The following is an 18,140-nucleotide window of genomic DNA, read 5'->3' on the forward strand; positions in this document are numbered from 1 at the left end:
CGCTAACCGGAGTCAAAAGAGAGCTCTTGCAAACACCGAATTTTACCTGTAACCTCGGTTTCGATCACACGCTAAAAGGCTCTGAAATCACCTACGGAGCAGCGTATCGCTACGTCGGCGGATACGATGATCCGCAGGAGTATTTCATATCCCAATCACAAAAAGGGTACGGTACGCTCGATCTCTATGCCAATAAACGGCTCAATAAAACGTTTAAATTGCAGTTTAACGTGAAAAATATCACGGCTTCAACCGTAGAGACAACGTCACGTTTGTACGATGCAGGGGGAGCGATTACACAGACTCAAGTGGATAAAGAGCACACAAAACCACAGGTACTTTTATCGATTGAGGGGAAATGGTAATTTCCTAATATAATACGCTATTCTCCAGTCGGCAGGAGTCGAGCCGATTGGAATCACTCAAGAAGAAAATCCCAATAAACATAAATAAGATGATTGTGATAATAGCGACCGCTATCCCCATACTTCTCCCACCTGCACGCAAAATCGATCTTTTTTCAGGGTGAATCAGCGAAGGATGGGTGCATTTGGCAAATACTTTTTCGCACGCCACTTCACATAGCCCGCATTGGATACAGCGGATGTCAAAACCATGACGGATGTCGAGGTCAGGGATAGGGCAAATTTTGACACACCCTTCGCACTCGGTACAGTTGATGTTCGGATCATCAAAACGGTAGGTGAGGCGATCTTCTATCGGTAAAATAGCGCACGTTGCTCCATAGGGGCAGAGATAAGCGCAATACCACCCCTGCACCATATACACCTCGGCGATCATGAGCAATGAGAGGACGATGACGAGCCACCCCGCAAAGGTAAGATGTATTAACGCATCGATTAGCTCATCGGTACTGATTCCATACGCGACGAGCGAAAAAGCCAGCATCGAAGCCAAAAAAGTGAGGAGGGAAAAGCCTCCGATTTTCGAGAGTAGCGATTTTTTCTTTTTACCGAATAGAGTGAGTAGATGGGCAAAAAAGGTATTGGGACAAAGGGTTCCACAGTAAAAACGAGAGAGGCTAAGCGCAGAGATAAGAGCAACTCCCAACCCTAAAAGAATAACAATACCGATAAGCCCATACGTGCTGATCTCAAGTTCCATTCCTAATAGTTCGAGACGATCATGGGAAAAATTGAACAGCAGGAGATGAAAACCGTCCCATGAAATCCACGGAATGAGGAGAAAGGGGATCAGTACGGCTAAAAAAAATCTGTTAACTCGTAGAAACTTCATCACATCCCTTTCCGATCCATTTTCCAGCTGTCGATCCGTTTTTCTATCGGAAGGGTACCATTTTCGAGCCGTCCCTCTTCGAGACGCTGAATGAGATCATTTAAATTCTTTTTATCCGGTAATACACTAAATCGTTTGACGACGCTTCCGCTTTGATCGGCAATGAGGATCAGCGGAATGCTCTGGGCTAGTCCAAACGGCAATGCCCGCTTTTGGCTTTCGATGTCATCGACAGATACACGGTGAATATTGAGCTGCGGATGCTCTTTTTGGAGGGTACTTAACAGCGAAATGCTTTTGGTACACGGCGGACACCATGTGGTGTAAAAAATCACGATGTTTGCGGAGGCATTAGGATGAAAATAGGGGGTGTCTTTGAGCGATAAGGGGGCACTGAATGCCGAAATAGACATCAAAATAGCAAATAAAACCATTCTCACAGGAGAACCGAATACGTTGTGAATCTTTAAGGAGGTCGATTGAAGCATATTGGGTTCTCTTGTGAAAATGGGATACGAATGTTTCGTCATCCTCGGGCTTGACCCGGGGATCCATCTCCATTAAAGAAGAAGTGGATTCCGTATCAAGTACGGGATGACGAGTTGGTTGTTACTTTTGTTTCAATACCCATTCGACGAGAGTTTTTGCCTCTTCATCGGTGAGCGTTTGCGGAGGCATCGGAGTTTCACCCCATTTACCTGTTGAGCCATTTTTGAGTGAAGCGGTGAGAACATCAGCACTTTCCCCTTTGGCGGCGACCTCTTTATAGGCAGGTCCTACTAGTGCTACATCAACACTATGACATGCTAAACACCCTTTGGAATCTGCCAATGAAACTGCCGGATCGAGAACGACTTGAGGGGCATTTTTCATCTCCTCTTTGTGCGCTTTGTACTCGGCGATAACGTCGGTCATGTATTTTTCCGTCGCTTCGGCTTGCAACTGTAGTGGCTCTTCGAAACTGACCACGCGGATACCGTGACGTGCTGTTGCCATTAACGCAACGGCTACCACCATCAATACCACCGCTTTGGTTGCATCGGAAAGAGACATCTCTTCATTGCTAAAGCGTTTGAGTAGGAAGAAAAATAGGATCAACAATACTGCTGATGCCGCAAACGGCAAGAACACAAACGGCGTATGGATATACGCTTCGCTGATGCGCGGGCTGAATGCGAAGAATACCAACGGTAAAACAGCGATGTTGACCGGTGCCGCCCACATAAACCATTTTTTACCTTGATCAATCGCCAAACGGCCTACTTCAGCCTCTTCTCCGCCCGCTTTAACCCATTTGACTCCAAGATAGATCATGACGATCCCTGTGAATGCAAATGCAGTGAGGAAGAAGTTGATGAGACGGAAGAACGTCAACGGTGTCAACATAATGTCCCAAATATTTTGCACTGAGGCAAATAATTCCGGTTGCAAATAGAGGTTTGACATCGACATAAACACCGGAGGCAACGTATAGAACGTCAATACCGCAACAAGTCCGATAGCGATATGGAACCCTTTGTGGTTATGCAATGAATGCCAGCTAAATTTATACGCATACGAGAGCAAGAACGCGAAGATGTTCCCGTAAATGATATGTAAAATATGCGGAGATACTTTTAGAATCGCCGTATAGAAAAATCCGGTATAAAGTACCGAAATAACGAGCAACGGAGCGACCCCCCACAATGCCCCCATATTTTCACTAATGGTGGTAGGGTTAGTCATTTTGTATGCCAACAAATCGTTTGTTTTAGATTTTTTGAATACACCAAAAATATTATACAAAACCGACGCAGTCGATGCCCCGATAAGGGTATAGATAAATGCGATATGCACGACAAATACGATTACGCCCAGTGTGTCAAAAAACCAGCCGGGTAGTCCCATCGTCGGTACGACGAGGGGGATGTCAAAAGGGAGTTTCCAGTTCATTATTTGATCTCTCCTCTTTTATTAAGTGATGCGATATAAGCCGCTAACGCGTCTTTTTCCGCTTCGGTTCCGACAAACGGAGCCATATAAGGGGTTCCCCCGCCCGGTAGGTTGTTGATACGGTTACGAATCGCCTCTTGGCTCCACCCTTTGGTTAGAAATTTGAGGCCGTTGATACCGTTTTCAGTATGACAAGCACGGCACTCGATACGAGCGATGGTGTGTCCCACTTCAATCAGATTGGATTTGTCCTCATTGATCACTTTATCTTTTTCATCGACGAAGATGGCGTGTTTGAGGATACCCACTTTGTTGAGATACGGCACATCGGTAACACGGATACCGTTAGCGTACATGTAGTTATAGATGAGGTACGGTTTGCGGATAAACTCACGAGTACGTTCCTCGAATCCCCAGAAGAGCATAAATGCCGCAACCATGAGTGTTGCCGCGATGTATGGCATACGTTTCGGTGAGAAGTAGGCGATAATCGTGGTCACAACGACTGCACCGCCGATACCGCTGATAATCATGTACATCAAATCCATTTTATCGGCAAACGCTCTCGTCATCATCGCCGTCGGGATCATGGCGCGCGCGGCTTCTGGGATTTGGAGTAGATAGTAGTATCCAAATGCAGCAGCAACAGGAACGGTAACCATCATAATGGTCGCGAAGAATTTGATCATACGCTCTTTAGTGGCGCGAATTTCTTCATCTTTACTGAAACTCGTAATGAGCCATGTCCATAGAATAGCAAGTGCTCCGGCAAATGCAATCGAACTAAAGGTTCTCATCAAAAGACCAGGGAACCATGTCGGGTTAAAGAGGGCGTTGTTGTAATTGACGGTACCCGGATAAACTTCAGGATCGATCCACGGTTGACCATCGAAATTCGGTGTCAACATAAAGCCCAAAATCGCCGTGATGATAAGCATAGTTATCCATGACGATACGGCGTAATAGACTCCGAAGCGAACGGAAGAGGCACGACCTTCGGTGGTAGCGGCTTTAGGTTTCCATGTCATAAACCAGAAGAGGAGTAAAATAACCTCGAAGTTAAAGACGATCCACTCGATAAACCATTTCCAGAAGAAGACGCGGATAAGTCCACCGATAGCGTTGGGGCTGATAATGTTTGCGTGAATCCACATCCCGATTCCGGTGAGTGCACCGACAGACGTAGAGATGATAAAAAAGACCATGAGTAAGCGATAGACGGTTTCATACCCCGCCAAATCATTTTTCTTATTGGTCCACCATGCGGCGAGAGCGAGTACCACAGATCCTCCGACGGCACCGCCGTGAGAGACAAATACGTGGATGATCGCATTGATAGCCATGAGCATTCTTAGCCCAATCGTGGGCATTTCGAATATGGGAAAATCGAACATACATATCCTTTTATTTTTAGATTGTATGCACGGCAACGTCGCAGAAACAGCGTAAAAACGCTATAATAAAACGTTGCAATGCAATACGATTTTCCGTCTGTCGGTGAGGTCCAATTCAGTGGACAGACGGAGCGTGGTTGTTTGGTGTTTCTGCGACGTTTTTCCTCCTTTTCACTCCTGTTTGGTATTTTTCGAGAGCATGATTATGAACTATGAGTGTTAATTTTGTGTTAAATGTATAAAATAAGAATAAATTAATTTTTAGAGAATGTATCGCATTTGGACATTGTCTCTGTCCAATCTAAAGAAAACGATTTTAAAATAGTTTTTGGATCATGAGCTATGGTGCAGTTTGGGATCGATTGCGCATTGCTCAAATACTCTCCCAAGAGGAGCATTGATCGCATCAGGAGTAAAATGGTAATTTGAGAGTTTTTCGAGAATTTTGCGATGTTTATCGGCGTGGGTCTGGAATCAATGTGTGTATGTCATTGTATTTTACAGGTAGAGATAATAGCGAATAGACCAATAAAGCCGGTACAGATACTTAATACCAATACCATACCAGCAAGCATATCCTTGACATGTCCTATTTGTGTATGTTGCTCAGGATGCACGTGATCCAATAAGGTTTCTATGGCTGAATTTAAGAGTTCAGCGGCCAAGACTAATCCAATACACAATATAATTAATGCCCACCAGAGAGTAGTAGGTTGTAACCAAATAAATAATAATATGACCGATATAGCCATAATCCAATGACGACGCATATTGGCTTCTGTGAGTGTGGCATAGATAATTCCATCCCAAGCAAATTTAATTTTCCGCAGTAATGTTTGATTTTTCATTTTTCAACTTTGAGTTTATAGATGTTCTATCGTATATACAACACTGATAGCATAGCAAAAAATTAGAGTAAAATAGCATCCTTGGTATTTTAAAAGATTGGATGAGTGAATGAAAATAATAATAACGTTTTTGAGTTTAGCTTCATTGTTGTTCGGTGATGGATTTGATTCAGTTCCTAAATCAAATAGAGATAGTGGTATATTTGTTGCACAAGATATTTTACCGTATGCTTTAATGGGTATAAGTGGAATTGTGGCATTGAATGAAACAAATGCCACATTGCTTGGAAAAACAGCATGGAAAGCAATGGATGCAGGTATGATTGCTGCGATATCTGCTGAGGTTTTAAAACCGGTTTTTGGACGTAAACGACCAGAACAGACTGTTTCATCAAATGATTGGTTTAAAGAAGGGGATAGTTTTCCAAGTGGTCATACAGCTGTTGCAACGGCAGTTGTTATACCATTTATGATTGAATATGGGGAAAAATATCCATGGGTTTATTCTGCGGCATTAATACCAATATATGAAGCGGTGGGCAGAGTCAAAGCACGACAGCATTGGCCTACGGATACTATTGGCGGTGTAGCACTTGGAGCTATTTGTGGTTATGTTGCCAGTATTCAAGAGAAGCCGATTGTCATTAGTATTATTCCATATGGGGATGGTATTTACACGGGCATTTCTTATAAATTTTAAATCTCAAGACTAATAAATATAGGGAGTACACACTTTTAGGAAAATTGGGAGTTTCGGCGCGGGAGCTGATGCGAACCAAAGAGGATCTGTATAAAGAGTTAAGATTGGCAAACGTTACGGATGAAGCAAAGCTTATCGATGCGTTAGCAGAACATCCGAAACTGATCGAACGTCCGATTTTGATCGAAGAAAATCGAGCGGTGATCGGTCGTCCGGTGGAAAAAACCATCGAGTTTATCAGTTAATTATTAATGCTTTTTGGATCGAGATTGTCGCTCTTCGGTGAGCATATCACTCAAAACACGGATAACATCTTGACTGGCAGTTTCAGCATTTTCGAAATATCGAGCGACGTTATCGGATTCTTTCGTACAGGTATTGGCACGAACGCACTCAATAGCGGAGAGGATGCTATCGTGTACTGCTTTGTGTGGAGATTCGAGTTTTCGGAAACTTTGTGTATGTCCGAAGATTTGCGATCCTTTGCCTGTGTCTGCCCATTTACCTAATCGGCAGTGATGATGATCGGCAAATTCGCTATCGACTTTCATGGTAAATACGCTTTTATATCCTCTGGCTTTAAAGAGCAAGTGGTCGATTTTGACCAACACCATAAAGACGGAATAGAGGACATTCGTCGAATCACTATCAATAGTTTCGGTGCGTTGCCCAAAATCCAACAGAGTATTTTTGAATTTTTCAAGTTTTTCGTTTGACATAGAGGACATTGTCTCCATATTGCTGGAACGCTCATGAATCTCTACAGCATTTTGTTTGAGCGTTTGGACACTGATTTCAACCTCTTGGGTCGCTTTTTGGGTACGTTCGGCAAGTTTACGTACCTCATCAGCAACGACGGCAAATCCGCGCCCATGTTCGCCGGCACGTGCTGCTTCGATGGCGGCGTTGAGGGCGAGGAGATTGGTCTGATCGGAGATGTCCTTGATCAAATTAATGATGTGGCTGATCGAGCTTACACTTTCGTTGAGCTGCGAAACAGAACCGTAGTTTTCGGTGATATTGGAAACTAAATGGTGTTGCGTTTGAAGCAATTCATTTATCGCCTCGTTGATTTCGTCGGCATTGGATCGGTTTGTTTTGTTTAGCTGATCGATCTCTTCGAGTTCTTGGACATTTTGAGACAAATCGGTTTGAAGTTTTACCAGATCGTTTTGGCAGGCACTGGTCAAACCTTGGGTCAGTTTAACGATCAAATTTGACATTTTATCGTGTTCTTGAAGCTCACGAAGTTCTCCGTTTAAACGGCTATTTTCAGCTTTGAGCTGTTCGATTTCGTTTTGCTGATCGGCGATTTTTGCGTTGAGCGGTGCGATATCTACCGTTGGTTTGTTCCCGAAAAACATGACTTCCCTTTTTCCTCATTGAGTGGTTGTTTTATTGGTGATTCTTTCGTTAAAAATTATAAAGGATTGATGTTTTTAAAATGTTTCTTCAAACTTAAACAATAATTTTTAATCTACATTTTGTTATAAAACTTAAAACATTCACAAAGGTTTGGAGAGATATGCAAAGCAGACAATACGAAAGTGTGTTGATTGTTGAAGATGATCGAGAGAGTAATCATAATCTCCAAATGCTTTTAAATGGGGAGTTCTTAGAAATTATCAGTGCCTATAACGGGTATGAAGGGTGGCAATCGTTTTTATCGTATCGTCCTGATGTCGTGATTGTTGATATTGAAATGCCGGGGATGAGTGGATTGGATTTGGTACGCAGAATTCGTAAAATAGACCCTCACTGTTTTATTTCGGTCGTGAGTGCTTATTCGGATAATCGTTATTTAATGCAAGCAGTTTCACTGAAATTGGATGAGTATATTCTCAAGCCGATTACCTTTCCAAAGCTTGAATCGTTGATTAAAGCTATCCGTATGTCCGCGAACGAGATATTAGATCATCTCGTTGTCATAGAAGGGGAAACGGTATACGATTCAAAAGCGAAATTAGTGCTTCATGATGGAAATGGAATTCGAGTCTCTTTGACCCATTTTGAAATTACCGTATTGGAACTTTTGCTGTATCATCGTGGAGAAGTTCTACTTTATCAGACGATTGAAAATGCATTTTGTGACAGTATGGATAAAAGCCGTAATGCGATTAAAATAATTATTAGCCATTTACGTAAAAAAATTCCGGGAGTAACGATCCAAGTGATTCCGAATAGGGGGTATATGTTGATATGAAATCGCAACAAGATATTTCAAACTTAGATTTAATCCATTTGATCAATCAAACGGATGATCGCTTATCGTTTGTCGATACCAACTATGTTTATCGGGTTGTAAATCAAGCATACGTCAATGCGTTTAATAAATCGTTTGATGAGATTATCGGTCATGCTGTTTGGGAAATGATAGGTATGGATACGTTTGAACACGTTATAAAGCCTAAACTAGACCTCGCATTAAGTGGCAAAGAAATTCGATATGAAGCATGGTTTGATTTTGCAAATGGTAGTCGGGCTTATATGGTCGTTTGTTATCGTCCCTCGTTTGATGCGGAAGGTAATGTAATCGGCGTGAGTGTTACCTCTACGGATATTACGGAACAAAAGAAGCTTGAAGAAGAGAAACTATTGTATGAGAAAAAAGTATTTGAACAATCACGAACGGCACAGTTAGGTGAGATGATAGCCTTTATCGCCCACCAATGGCGGGGTTCATTGCATACGATCAATACTTATTTATTACGGTTGCGTATGGAAATGGGGAAATGCTCAAACACGGTTTCCGAAGAACTGTTTGATCGATGCGAAACTCTGTTTCAACAGCTATCGGAACATATTGAAGAGGTGCATTCTCTCTATCGCCAAAACGACTCTTCAAAAGAGATCAAACTGCGTACGGCGGCGACCCAAGCTATTTCTCTTCTTCAGCCTCGTTTGAGTGTGGAGCATATCGATATCGATATTACTATCCCTGAAAATTATATTGTATCGTCTAACAACACCCATTTGGTACATGTTTTTGTCGTTTTATTGGAAAACAGTATCGATGCCCTCAAACAAACTCAACAAGAGAGTAAGCAGATACATATCAATGCTTTGTGTGAAAACGGTACGATTACTATCGATTTTCGCGATAATGGAGATGGTGTCAGTGCAGAAATCACACACCAGCTTTTTTCTCCGGGGATTTCGACGAAAGAACTCTCAGAACATGGATACGGGCTCTATTTCGCCCGTCAAATCATTACATCTCAGTTGGGGGGAACAATCTCACTCATTCCCAATGCAGATGGAGCATGGTTTCGGATTATTGTACCCATTTGTGCCTGCACAGTTAACGTTTAGATTTAATAGAGCGCTCTATCCTCTTTGGCTTGCCATTTGCTAAATACTTCTTTCCCTTTTTCCGCATCGAGGGGTCGAAGATCGAGAGAGGACTCGGGGTTGCGGATCATCTCATAAAATACCCTATCATCAAATCCCCCCTCTGCCGCATCGTCCATCGATGAGGCATAATAAACAGTAGGAATCCGCGCCCAAAAAATCGCCCCCATGCACATCGGGCAGGGGTAGCAGGTGGTATAGAGGATACAATCGGAGAGATCGAATTTTCCTAAGAGATGAGAGGCTTTTCGGATGGCATTGATCTCGGCATGGGCGGTGGGGTCGTTGGATTTGAGTACTTCATTATGAGCCGATGCGATAACCACATCATTGCGGACAACGACCGCTCCGAAGGGACCCCCATCGCCTGATTGCATCCCCTGAAGTGCTTCATCACAAGCAATTTGCATCTCTTTATTCATCGTTTGTAAGGATGTCCTCTTCGACAAATCGATGTTCAAAATTAAAGATATTCATCTCGATCACAAAGAAAGAGAGTATCCATAAAAATGCGTCGTAAAAATCGAGTGCTTCTCCTTGTACCCCCCATATCACTGCAAAAACAAACAATGCACCATAAAGGGCAAATTTGAGGATATTGCGTGCTGTCCATTCGCTCTTGCCATAATGCCCCGGGTAATAAACGTCGTATTGCAAGACTAATATGACAAAAATCCATGTCAGAGAGTTGATAAAGTCGAGCCATTCAGCATCTGCATAGTAGCTGTAACATGAGAATAAAACAACACCGTATCCAAAGAAACTCAATACGCTGATGATCCCTTTTTCGCTCACGCTCCAATGCTCCTCTTTGAGATGATACGTCTCCCATTCGAAGAGGGCTAGGATCACAACCCATGCCGCCGTTTCGATGGTTTCGGTAAAGGTACCGTTCATCGCAAAGAGATAAATGTTGAAGGTTAACAGAGCATAAATCATGTATTTAAAGAGGATAAATTGCCCCGTTTTAGTGGTAAAAAGACGGTTTGCTGTCATTTAGATATTCCTGTGCATGAAGGTGCGAGAAGTTCAGGACGGTATTCAAAGTGCATCGTGTCGTAGTGATACCAGCGTCCTCCCCAGATAAAGCCATGTTTTTCGAAGATTCGGACGATGGAGAGGGGCATCGTATTTTTGTAGCCGATTTTAGCGGTTTCAGAGGCGGCTTCGTCTTTCCAGTATTGGGTGGTGTTGGGGGCGAGATCGATCGCGATGCCGTAGCTGTGCATGGAGAGGCGATCGGTATCTTTGATAACTCGGTAACAATAGGTGGCTGCCCCCTCTGCCCAGATGCGATCGGATTTTGGCAATTTGGCGATTTCCTGTCCGATGGCATAGAGTTTTTTATCCACTCCATCCACCTTGTTTACCTGAAGTTTGGTTGTCCCTTTGAGGGTCGGCCATTCGATGGTTACGAGGTTCTTTTCGATAGCTTTTTTGTCTTTGCCGTAGAGGGCTTGGAAAAAAGGCTGATAGCGTAAACGCCCAGGGCTAAAGAGATAGGGAGGGGGAGTTTCAAACCCGCCGGCATCATAAGATTGCTCTAGCTGTGTTGCGAGATCAGCATGGTTGGTTTTTTCATCCCATGAGACTTTAGATGTGTCGGTATGGTAGGGAAAACGTGTTCCATTTTTTAGAACGATCCCCTTTTCCTCGGCAGATTCGACGAGGTTTGGGTACCCCTCGACGTAGCATTGGGGGTTGGCATGCAATAGGGTGCTGATGATGGCAAGCACGGATAGGGTTAAAAAGCGCATTTGTTTCTCCTGATATGAACAGTATTTTAGCAAATAATCATTAGACTTCTTGCATAACCTACTTTTCCGTTCGTGGTGAGCTTGTCGAACCATGAACTAAATACCCTTCGACAGGCTCAGGGCGAACGGTGTCATATTTTCTAATTCGGAGTTATGCAAGAAGTCTATTATAAAACTCTTCACAATCGCTTCACACTGTAATGGCATGATGCTGTATCTTAACTCTAGGAGTTTCCTATGAAAGCAATTTCTTCATGGACGGCGGGTTTAGCAGCCGTAGTGTTATTAAGTTCCAGTGTTTACGCTTATGGCGGACATGATCGCGGGGGACGTTATGAGCCTCAAAGACATATGAAAATGTCGAATAACTATCATGGTCATCACCATAGCAATGGGAATTGGGTTGTCCCTTTGGTTATCGGAGGGGTTTTGGGATATGTGCTCTCAGAGCCGAGACAAGAATCGGTGACCTATGTCTCCAGTGCTCCGGTTGTCTATAACCCTCAGCCAACTTATCAAGAACAATGGGTCTATTTTAGTGATTGTGATTGTCAGCGGAAGGTATTGGTTCGGGTTCGTTGAGATGTTTCTCTTTTTTGACCATGTACATTGCGGCATCGGCAGCTCGGATTAATGTCTCTTCATCTAATGCATCATCAGGATAAAGTGCCATACCGATACTGGCACTAGGATAAAGTGTTATGCTACTGTCAATGGGGATTGGTTCTTTGATAGCTGTTTGGATGGTTTCACGAATCGTTTGCAGATGCATTTTTCCCTTGACATCTTCAATAATGATAATAAATTCATCTCCTCCATAACGACAGATGGTATCTGTGTTCCGTAAGCAGGATTGAAGGTTTTTACTAATAGATTGGAGCAGAATATCCCCTATCTCATGCCCGAATTGATCATTGGTTTGTTTGAAATCATTGAGATCGATAAAATACAAAGCGATTCTATCTCCATTGCGTTTGGATCGAGATATAGCATGTGATAGCCTATCTCTCATGGTGCTACGGTTGAGGGCTCCGGTGAGATAGTCGTATTGGGTTCGGTAAGTCAGGGTATCGACATGAGAGCTTAGTGCGGTGATATCATGTAAATTGGCAACGTAACTCATTAGCCGATTGTGATGATACATAGGAATGATAGTGACACTAAGAACTTTAGTGGTGTTTTCAATGGATTTGGTTACTGTCCCTTTCCATCTTTTTTTGGTACGGAATTGGGCTTGAAAGGTACTAAAATTATGCTCTTTTCCGAAAAGATAGGTGCTGATATGATTACCATATATTTTATTAGGATCGCTTAGATTAAGATGAAAAAAACTTTGATTGGCAAATTCGATAAAACCTTTTGCATTAGTGTATAAAATAGCGTCACCTGCACTCTCTAGTGCATTTGAACGTTTTTCTAAATCATCAAGTGTTTTTTGTGAAGCGGTAATGTCTTGAGCCATACATAAAATTTCTCCATCAGTGCCTTTTAATAAACGATTGCGCCATTCGCAAAAAATTTCTTGATTAAGATGTGTAAAATTGTAATTTTTAGAGAGACTTAGTCCTTCTTGAGATGCTTTTTGCAAAATTGAGAGGACATGAGTTCTGTCAAATTCGGGAACCAAAAAATCGATAATATCTTTCCCTTTCGCTTCCTCTTCTTTCCATCCAAATATGATTTCAGCTGTCTGATTCCATTCGATAATTTGGTGGTGTTTATCGATTACGATATGGGCTACGGGAGAGTCATGAAAAAATTGCTGATATCGGTTTTGATTTTGGATTAAACGACGGTTGAGAGACATCGAGTGCCTAATCCAAAAGATTAAAACCGCCACGAGAAAAGCGATCATAAGATATTCTAAAAAATGAGAAGATAAGAATAAGTTAAAATTCACGGAAAAATAGGATGCCTTAGTTATAATTTGAAACATTATATAGCGTTAATAATTATGTTAAGGTTAAACTATTTTTATTTTTATTTCTTTTTTTTGATCAATGTAGCGATATAATAAAAAACTTCACGAGGAGGCACGTCTAATGTTTTTCCCTACGCTTGGGTTAATTGCAACAACCAATGTCATTACTGTTGATATTCACAATACGATTCAAGATGCACTTAATCAAATGCATCTGCATAATCACCGTAGTATTATTGTGGTAAACAAAACACTTCATTATATTATTACAACCAAAGATATTATTCGTCTTAAAGTGGATGGTGTCGCATTTTCAAAACCGCTATCACAAGTGTCATTAAGACCTCTTCCGATGGTCGGCAAAGAGAGTAATATTATCAATGCCCTCAATCTTACCAATGAGGTTGATGAGCATATCTGTGTGTGTAATCCGGATGGAAGTTTGTATGGATTGGTGACCAATAGTGATATTGTTGGGAGTGTAGATCCTCAGATTATTCTCGATTCTTTGCAAATCGCGACAATTTTTGAAAAAAAATATGGCTATAAAAGTTTTACGCCGGATGCGTTAATGGCGGATGTTTTAGAATTTATGAAAGATTCTTATAGTGATTGTGTGATTATCCAGCAAGAGGGGGAAGCTATCGGCATACTCACGTCAAAAGATGTTTTGCGTTGCATTGGAAATGAAACTTATAATACTAAAACAGTGTCTGAATTGATGTCCTCACCGGTAGAAACGCTCTCTCAAAGAGCTTCGATTAATGAAGGGCTTGAGTATTTGCGTAGACGCCCTTATAAAAGAATTGTAGTCGTGGATGATGTAGGACATGTAGCAGGGATCGTGACACAGCAAGATTTGATCTCACGAACGTATCTTAAATGGTCGCAGTTGATGCAGGATCATTTCAAACAGTTTGAAGAAATTACCCAAATTTTACAGCAAAAAAATCAACATTTGACGTTATTGGCGACTAAAGATATTTTGACTGAAGTGCATAACCGACATATGTTTTCTGAATTGTTTGCTAAAGAACTGTCGATTTTTAAACGGCATACGACAAAATTAGCGTTAGTGATGATTGATTTGGATTACTTCAAACGGATTAACGATGCCTTTGGACATAATATTGGTGATGCCGTCCTTAAACAATTTGCCGCATTGGTCTCTTCGTCGGTACGGGAAGCGGATATGTTTGCAAGGTGGGGAGGAGAAGAATTTGTTTTGTTGCTTCGCAATGCCGGGTGTGAGGAAGCTTTTGGTGTTGGGGAAAAAATACGGATGCTGTTAGAAAAAGAGGTATTTGGAGAAGTCGGACAGGTGACGTGCAGTATCGGTATTACGGAAGTAATGGTTGAGGATACTCTCACAAGTGCAATAGAGAGGGCAGATAGTGCTATGTATACAGCAAAAAGTGCCGGTCGTAATTGTACGATTGCTTGTGAGAGCCGTTTATGAAACTGACGACGCTACAAGCAATTTTATCAGAGCGTCCACAGGCATTGTATGCGGATCAGAGTGTTTTAAAAGCATTAACGATGATGTCAGAACTCTCCATCAGCTCTATTATTATTATTGACAATGATAATCGACCTATCGGAATATTTACAGAACATGATGCACTACGGGTTGTCGCGGATGCTATAAATGTTGAAAATCAGCTGAGGAACGTGATGATTCCTGAGCCCTTTTGTGTACAAGAGACTCTTTATCTTCATGATGCATATGCTTTAATGGAAGAAAAAGGGTATCACCATTTGATCGTTGTGGATGAAAGTGGAACGTTTAAAGGGGTGGTTAGTGAAGGGGATTTTCTCCGTCATATAGGATTTGAACAATTAGGAAAAGTTAAAATAGTTTCTGAAGCTATGAGTGGTTCACCTTTAATTGTTGCTTTAGAGATGTCTATTTCAGAAGTGGCGGGGATGATGCATGAACGACGATGTGATTATGCGATCGTTTTAAGCGGTGCTATGCCGGTAGGATTAGTGACTGAGCGAGATATTACGCACTGGTGTGCACAAAAAGACCTATGTGATACGACGATTAATCAGCTTTTACATCGTGATTTTCAAATTATTCAGAAAAATATTCTATTGCAAGAAGCGGCTTCTTTGATGGAAGAACATGGGGTTCATCAGCTGATTGTTGTTGATGAAACCGGTAATTTGGTAGGTTTGTTAAATCGGCATGATATATTACATGCAGTGCATGGTGCTTATTTTGAGTTTTTGATTCGAGTCATTGACCAAAAAAATGAGACGATTAGCAAAATGGGTGAGCGTAAAAAAGAGCTTCGTAATGAAAAAATTTCAATTGAAAAAAATGCTTTGAAGTTACGTAAACTTTTTGAAGCACTTCCGGATGGGATTGCTTTGATCGATGCACAAACGATGCGGGCTGTTGAATTTAATCGTGGTGTTTATGAACATTTGGGATACAGTGCCGAAGAGTTCGCGACACTCTCTATCTCTGATTATGAGGTTATGGAGTCGGTGGAAGATACTCGTCACAGGATTAGCACTATACAACAAAACGGACATGATAATTTTGAAACGGTTCATCGTAGTAAAAGCGGTCAATTGCTGAATATATGGGTTAATGTCGTAGCCATGGAATTGGATACTCATCCTTACCTAATTGCAGTGTATCGGGATATTACAGAGCGTAAGCGTTATGAAGAGCGGCTTGATAAATTGACAAATTATGATCCATTAACCGGTTTGGCTAATCGGGCATTTCTCCTCACTCATTTGCAAAATTCGATTATTCAAGCTAAACGGTATAAATCAAAAATCGCATTATTGATGTTTGATCTCGACCGATTTAAAGATATTAATGACAGCTATGGGCACAGTGCCGGCGATGAACTGCTACGAATGGTGTCAGAACGTTTCCGTTCTAGATTGCGTGAGGAAGATCTGATTAGTCGTTTGGGCGGAGATGAATTTGCTATCATTTTGGAACATTTTATCCATCCCGAAGATGCCGGTAGATTTGCAGAAGAGATGATTGGAGCATTGGCATCCGAATATAAACTTTCAAGCGGTGCTTTGATACATATCAGTTCAAGTATCGGCATTGTGTTGTTTCCTGATCATGGAGAAGAAGCTTCTATTCTTTTGCAACATGCGGATTCCGCACTGTATAAAGCTAAAGCGGAAGGGCGTGGAACGTATCGTTATTATACCGATGAACTTACCGATTCTGCCCGTATACGAATTGAGAGTGAGACACGATTGCGTCGTGCAGTTTTAAATCAAGAATTTGAAGTTTATTACCAACCGCAGGTTCATATATCGACGGGACGTATTGTGGGTGCTGAGGCACTCGTTCGTTGGAATTGTCCCGAACGGGGGGTTGTTTTACCAGCTGAATTTATACCGATAGCCGAGGAGACAGGTCTTATCAATGAGATTGGTGAATGGGTGTTGAATCAAACGTGTCATCAAGGAAAAATATGGCTTGATAATGGGCATCGTTTGACATTAGCTGTCAATCTGTCTGCCCATCAAGTTCGTCAGCAAAACATCCCGCAGATGGTAGAAAAAGCACTTAAAAAAAGTGGTTATCCCGCTGACCGGCTTGAACTGGAACTGACCGAAAGTGCATTGATGCAACATGAAGAAGAGACGGTAGAAATGCTCCACACACTACGTGCTCATGGTATACGTTTAGCCATCGATGATTTCGGTACAGGATACTCTTCTTTATCATATTTAAAACGGTTTCCGATCGATGTATTGAAAATTGATAAAAGTTTTGTGGAGGATATTCCGTTTGAAACGGATGATATGGCGATTGTTACGGCGATTATTGCTATGGCTCAAGCTTTAGGATTTCAGGTTTTGGCTGAAGGGACGGAGCGAGAAGAACAGATTGCATTTTTAAAAGCGAAAGGGTGCACGATGTACCAAGGATATTTTAAAAGCCCGCCGCTTCCGGCAGAAGCTTTTGAATTATTACTCTAACACGTATCCATATACTATTTAGGTAGTGAGAGTTTGATTTTTTGGTATTGAATTATTGTACCATCTCCATAATGCCCATAATGATTTCTACGGCGATCAGAATAATAATGATCCACTCTAAAAATTCGCTTTTTTTATGGTTGATGATGTCCATTACGAGCATCACATCCTCTTTGATTTGAGAGAGTTTGGAGAGGGCGATTTCATGACGATCATAGAGTTCTAAGACAAAAGCGAGACGGTTGTAGAGCGTTTCTGCCTCTTCGTTATCCCATAGAATATTAGGTTTGTCAAGGAGCAACAGGTTGCTCACCATATCATGGCGGGTGAGGGCGAGACGCTTGGCAAACTGCATCAGATGAGACCTTCGGCTGATGGAAAAATTATGGATCGATTCAACGATACGGCGGCTTTGAGAAAAGAGGGTGTCAAGCCGCTTTTCGTAATGCTCCAACCCGACGCTTTGAGATACGGCAAGGGCGATGACATTGAGATTTAGTAAACTCTCTTCGCGGAGAGTGATCGCTTCATTGCTAATGCTGAACGCTTCAGGATGATTGGGATCGATCTTTACCGGATAATCTTGTGTGATCAGTTTCTGCTCATCTTCCATCGATATCCGTAGTACAGCAAGAGCATCGATAATCGTTTTTTTCTCCTCTGCAATCAAGGTAAGAACACCAAACGGAGCGAGGACGACATGAAGTTTTTCATTATAACCGTAATAGCCGTTTTCGACCCCTTTACTCATCTGAAGATCGAGAGAGTATTCGAGCGTCGAGATAGTTATGGATCGGTCGAGATAGAGTGATAGCAAGTTCATTATGATCTCCTTTAACCGAAGATTGCTTTACGATAGTGTATCATTCGTTTATTACAGTGAGGTGATAATGCAGCGCAAAATAGTAATTGGACTACTGTCCTTGGGAGTGAGTTGGACCCATTTGAGTGCCGATGTGTCGGAGATGATTTTTTATCCGCAAGCCGATTTTTCAGAAGGGATACTCC

At 42.0% G+C, this 18,140-nt stretch carries 19 protein-coding genes and 1 pseudogene; 8 read left to right on the forward strand and 12 right to left on the reverse strand.

What is annotated here, in order from left to right:
• Positions 1-365: TonB-dependent receptor domain-containing protein (locus WA010_RS07300; protein WP_422556473.1), on the forward strand; the 365-nt coding region annotated here is incomplete at its 5' end.
• 4 nt (positions 366-369) lie between these two features.
• Here WA010_RS07300 and WA010_RS07305 read toward each other — a convergent pair.
• The 5 genes from WA010_RS07305 to WA010_RS07325 form a co-directional block, all read right to left on the reverse strand.
• Positions 370-1,257 (reverse strand): 4Fe-4S binding protein, encoded by an 888-nt coding sequence (locus WA010_RS07305; protein ID WP_422556474.1) that lies wholly within the window; start codon positions 1,255-1,257, stop codon positions 370-372.
• Positions 1,257-1,745: a TlpA family protein disulfide reductase gene (locus tag WA010_RS07310; protein ID WP_422556475.1), complete on the reverse strand. Its 489-nt coding sequence runs from the start codon at positions 1,743-1,745 to the stop codon at positions 1,257-1,259. Before WA010_RS07310 ends, WA010_RS07305 begins: the two co-directional genes overlap by 1 nt.
• 121 nt (positions 1,746-1,866) lie before the next feature.
• Positions 1,867-3,189 carry a c-type cytochrome gene (locus WA010_RS07315; RefSeq protein WP_422556476.1) on the reverse strand — a complete coding sequence of 441 codons (1,323 nt, stop codon included), beginning with the start codon at positions 3,187-3,189 and terminating at the stop codon, positions 1,867-1,869.
• Positions 3,189-4,583, reverse strand: a complete 1,395-nt coding sequence (locus WA010_RS07320) for a c-type cytochrome (RefSeq protein WP_422556477.1) — start codon at positions 4,581-4,583, stop codon at positions 3,189-3,191. Before WA010_RS07320 ends, WA010_RS07315 begins: the two co-directional genes overlap by 1 nt.
• Before the next feature lie 488 nt (positions 4,584-5,071).
• Entirely contained in the window at positions 5,072-5,431 is a 360-nt protein-coding gene (locus WA010_RS07325) for a diacylglycerol kinase (protein ID WP_422556478.1), read from the reverse strand.
• Between the two features lie 109 nt (positions 5,432-5,540).
• Here WA010_RS07325 and WA010_RS07330 point away from each other — a divergent pair, with 109 nt between their 5' ends.
• The gene (locus WA010_RS07330) at positions 5,541-6,131 is read left to right on the forward strand and encodes a phosphatase PAP2 family protein (protein WP_422556479.1); all 591 of its coding nucleotides are present in this window, start codon (positions 5,541-5,543) and stop codon (positions 6,129-6,131) included.
• Positions 6,125-6,376, forward strand: coding sequence for an ArsC/Spx/MgsR family protein (locus WA010_RS07335; RefSeq protein ID WP_422556490.1), 252 nt, complete (start codon positions 6,125-6,127; stop codon positions 6,374-6,376). The genes WA010_RS07330 and WA010_RS07335 overlap by 7 nt, the downstream gene beginning before the upstream one ends.
• A gap of 3 nt (positions 6,377-6,379) precedes the next feature.
• Here WA010_RS07335 and WA010_RS07340 read toward each other — a convergent pair whose 3' ends face one another.
• Positions 6,380-6,859, reverse strand: coding sequence for a CZB domain-containing protein (locus WA010_RS07340; protein WP_422556491.1), 480 nt, complete (start codon positions 6,857-6,859; stop codon positions 6,380-6,382).
• Positions 6,836-7,495, reverse strand: a pseudogene (locus WA010_RS07345) (methyl-accepting chemotaxis protein); the annotation flags it as partial. The pseudogene WA010_RS07345 and the gene WA010_RS07340, both read right to left, overlap by 24 nt.
• A gap of 161 nt (positions 7,496-7,656) precedes the next feature.
• Here WA010_RS07345 and WA010_RS07350 point away from each other — a divergent pair.
• Both WA010_RS07350 and WA010_RS07355 read left to right on the forward strand, forming a co-directional pair.
• Positions 7,657-8,334 carry a response regulator transcription factor gene (locus WA010_RS07350; protein WP_422556480.1) on the forward strand — a complete coding sequence of 226 codons (678 nt, stop codon included), beginning with the start codon at positions 7,657-7,659 and terminating at the stop codon, positions 8,332-8,334.
• Entirely contained in the window at positions 8,331-9,443 is a 1,113-nt protein-coding gene (locus tag WA010_RS07355) for an ATP-binding protein (protein WP_422556481.1), read from the forward strand. Before WA010_RS07350 ends, WA010_RS07355 begins: the two co-directional genes overlap by 4 nt.
• A 2-nt stretch (positions 9,444-9,445) precedes the next feature.
• Here the strand turns inward: WA010_RS07355 and WA010_RS07360 are convergent, their stop codons facing one another.
• The 3 genes from WA010_RS07360 to WA010_RS07370 are packed head-to-tail and all read right to left on the reverse strand — an operon-like array spanning position 9,446 to position 11,239.
• Positions 9,446-9,904: a nucleoside deaminase gene (locus WA010_RS07360; protein WP_422556482.1), complete on the reverse strand. Its 459-nt coding sequence runs from the start codon at positions 9,902-9,904 to the stop codon at positions 9,446-9,448.
• Complete coding sequence (locus WA010_RS07365; protein ID WP_422556483.1) at positions 9,897-10,478, reverse strand: hypothetical protein; 582 nt, start codon at positions 10,476-10,478, stop codon at positions 9,897-9,899. Before WA010_RS07365 ends, WA010_RS07360 begins: the two co-directional genes overlap by 8 nt.
• A complete protein-coding gene (locus WA010_RS07370; protein WP_422556484.1) occupies positions 10,475-11,239 on the reverse strand; it encodes a M15 family metallopeptidase in 765 nt (254 codons plus the stop codon). The genes WA010_RS07365 and WA010_RS07370 overlap by 4 nt, the downstream gene beginning before the upstream one ends.
• 237 nt (positions 11,240-11,476) lie before the next feature.
• Between WA010_RS07370 and WA010_RS07375 the strand changes: the two genes are divergently transcribed.
• Positions 11,477-11,821, forward strand: a complete 345-nt coding sequence (locus WA010_RS07375) for a hypothetical protein (protein WP_422556485.1) — start codon at positions 11,477-11,479, stop codon at positions 11,819-11,821.
• Here WA010_RS07375 and WA010_RS07380 read toward each other — a convergent pair.
• Positions 11,775-13,094: a diguanylate cyclase domain-containing protein gene (locus tag WA010_RS07380; protein WP_422556486.1), complete on the reverse strand. Its 1,320-nt coding sequence runs from the start codon at positions 13,092-13,094 to the stop codon at positions 11,775-11,777. The two genes, WA010_RS07375 and WA010_RS07380, sit on opposite strands and share 47 nt — an antisense overlap.
• A 187-nt stretch (positions 13,095-13,281) precedes the next feature.
• Between WA010_RS07380 and WA010_RS07385 the strand changes: the two genes are divergently transcribed.
• On the forward strand, positions 13,282-14,619 hold the full coding sequence (locus WA010_RS07385) for a diguanylate cyclase (protein WP_422556487.1): 1,338 nt from the start codon (positions 13,282-13,284) through the stop codon (positions 14,617-14,619).
• A complete protein-coding gene (locus WA010_RS07390; RefSeq protein WP_422556488.1) occupies positions 14,616-17,132 on the forward strand; it encodes an EAL domain-containing protein in 2,517 nt (838 codons plus the stop codon). The genes WA010_RS07385 and WA010_RS07390 overlap by 4 nt, the downstream gene beginning before the upstream one ends.
• 52 nt (positions 17,133-17,184) lie before the next feature.
• Here WA010_RS07390 and WA010_RS07395 read toward each other — a convergent pair whose 3' ends face one another.
• The gene (locus tag WA010_RS07395; RefSeq protein WP_422556489.1) at positions 17,185-17,955 is read right to left on the reverse strand and encodes an RMD1 family protein; all 771 of its coding nucleotides are present in this window, start codon (positions 17,953-17,955) and stop codon (positions 17,185-17,187) included.
• Positions 17,956-18,140 lie beyond the last annotated feature (185 nt).

Origin of the sequence: Sulfuricurvum sp. (genome assembly GCF_049305995.1) — a bacterium.
GTDB lineage: Bacteria > Campylobacterota > Campylobacteria > Campylobacterales > Sulfurimonadaceae > Sulfuricurvum.

What these genes read in the sequence shown, in the direction of transcription:
- WA010_RS07350 (WP_422556480.1), top strand. Translation starts at nt 7,657, where the DNA reads ATGCAAAGCAGACAATACGAAAGTGTGTTGATTGTTGAAGATGATCGA.
- WA010_RS07380 (WP_422556486.1), bottom strand. Translation starts at nt 13,094, where the DNA reads ATGATCGCTTTTCTCGTGGCGGTTTTAATCTTTTGGATTAGGCACTCG.
- WA010_RS07325 (WP_422556478.1), bottom strand. Translation starts at nt 5,431, where the DNA reads ATGAAAAATCAAACATTACTGCGGAAAATTAAATTTGCTTGGGATGGA.
- WA010_RS07320 (WP_422556477.1), bottom strand. Translation starts at nt 4,583, where the DNA reads ATGTTCGATTTTCCCATATTCGAAATGCCCACGATTGGGCTAAGAATG.
- WA010_RS07315 (WP_422556476.1), bottom strand. Translation starts at nt 3,189, where the DNA reads ATGAACTGGAAACTCCCTTTTGACATCCCCCTCGTCGTACCGACGATG.
- WA010_RS07330 (WP_422556479.1), top strand. Translation starts at nt 5,541, where the DNA reads ATGAAAATAATAATAACGTTTTTGAGTTTAGCTTCATTGTTGTTCGGT.
- WA010_RS07310 (WP_422556475.1), bottom strand. Translation starts at nt 1,745, where the DNA reads ATGCTTCAATCGACCTCCTTAAAGATTCACAACGTATTCGGTTCTCCT.
- WA010_RS07385 (WP_422556487.1), top strand. Translation starts at nt 13,282, where the DNA reads ATGTTTTTCCCTACGCTTGGGTTAATTGCAACAACCAATGTCATTACT.
- WA010_RS07370 (WP_422556484.1), bottom strand. Translation starts at nt 11,239, where the DNA reads ATGCGCTTTTTAACCCTATCCGTGCTTGCCATCATCAGCACCCTATTG.
- WA010_RS07340 (WP_422556491.1), bottom strand. Translation starts at nt 6,859, where the DNA reads ATGTCCTCTATGTCAAACGAAAAACTTGAAAAATTCAAAAATACTCTG.
- WA010_RS07390 (WP_422556488.1), top strand. Translation starts at nt 14,616, where the DNA reads ATGAAACTGACGACGCTACAAGCAATTTTATCAGAGCGTCCACAGGCA.
- WA010_RS07395 (WP_422556489.1), bottom strand. Translation starts at nt 17,955, where the DNA reads ATGAACTTGCTATCACTCTATCTCGACCGATCCATAACTATCTCGACG.
- WA010_RS07360 (WP_422556482.1), bottom strand. Translation starts at nt 9,904, where the DNA reads ATGAATAAAGAGATGCAAATTGCTTGTGATGAAGCACTTCAGGGGATG.
- WA010_RS07305 (WP_422556474.1), bottom strand. Translation starts at nt 1,257, where the DNA reads ATGAAGTTTCTACGAGTTAACAGATTTTTTTTAGCCGTACTGATCCCC.
- WA010_RS07375 (WP_422556485.1), top strand. Translation starts at nt 11,477, where the DNA reads ATGAAAGCAATTTCTTCATGGACGGCGGGTTTAGCAGCCGTAGTGTTA.
- WA010_RS07355 (WP_422556481.1), top strand. Translation starts at nt 8,331, where the DNA reads ATGAAATCGCAACAAGATATTTCAAACTTAGATTTAATCCATTTGATC.
- WA010_RS07365 (WP_422556483.1), bottom strand. Translation starts at nt 10,478, where the DNA reads ATGACAGCAAACCGTCTTTTTACCACTAAAACGGGGCAATTTATCCTC.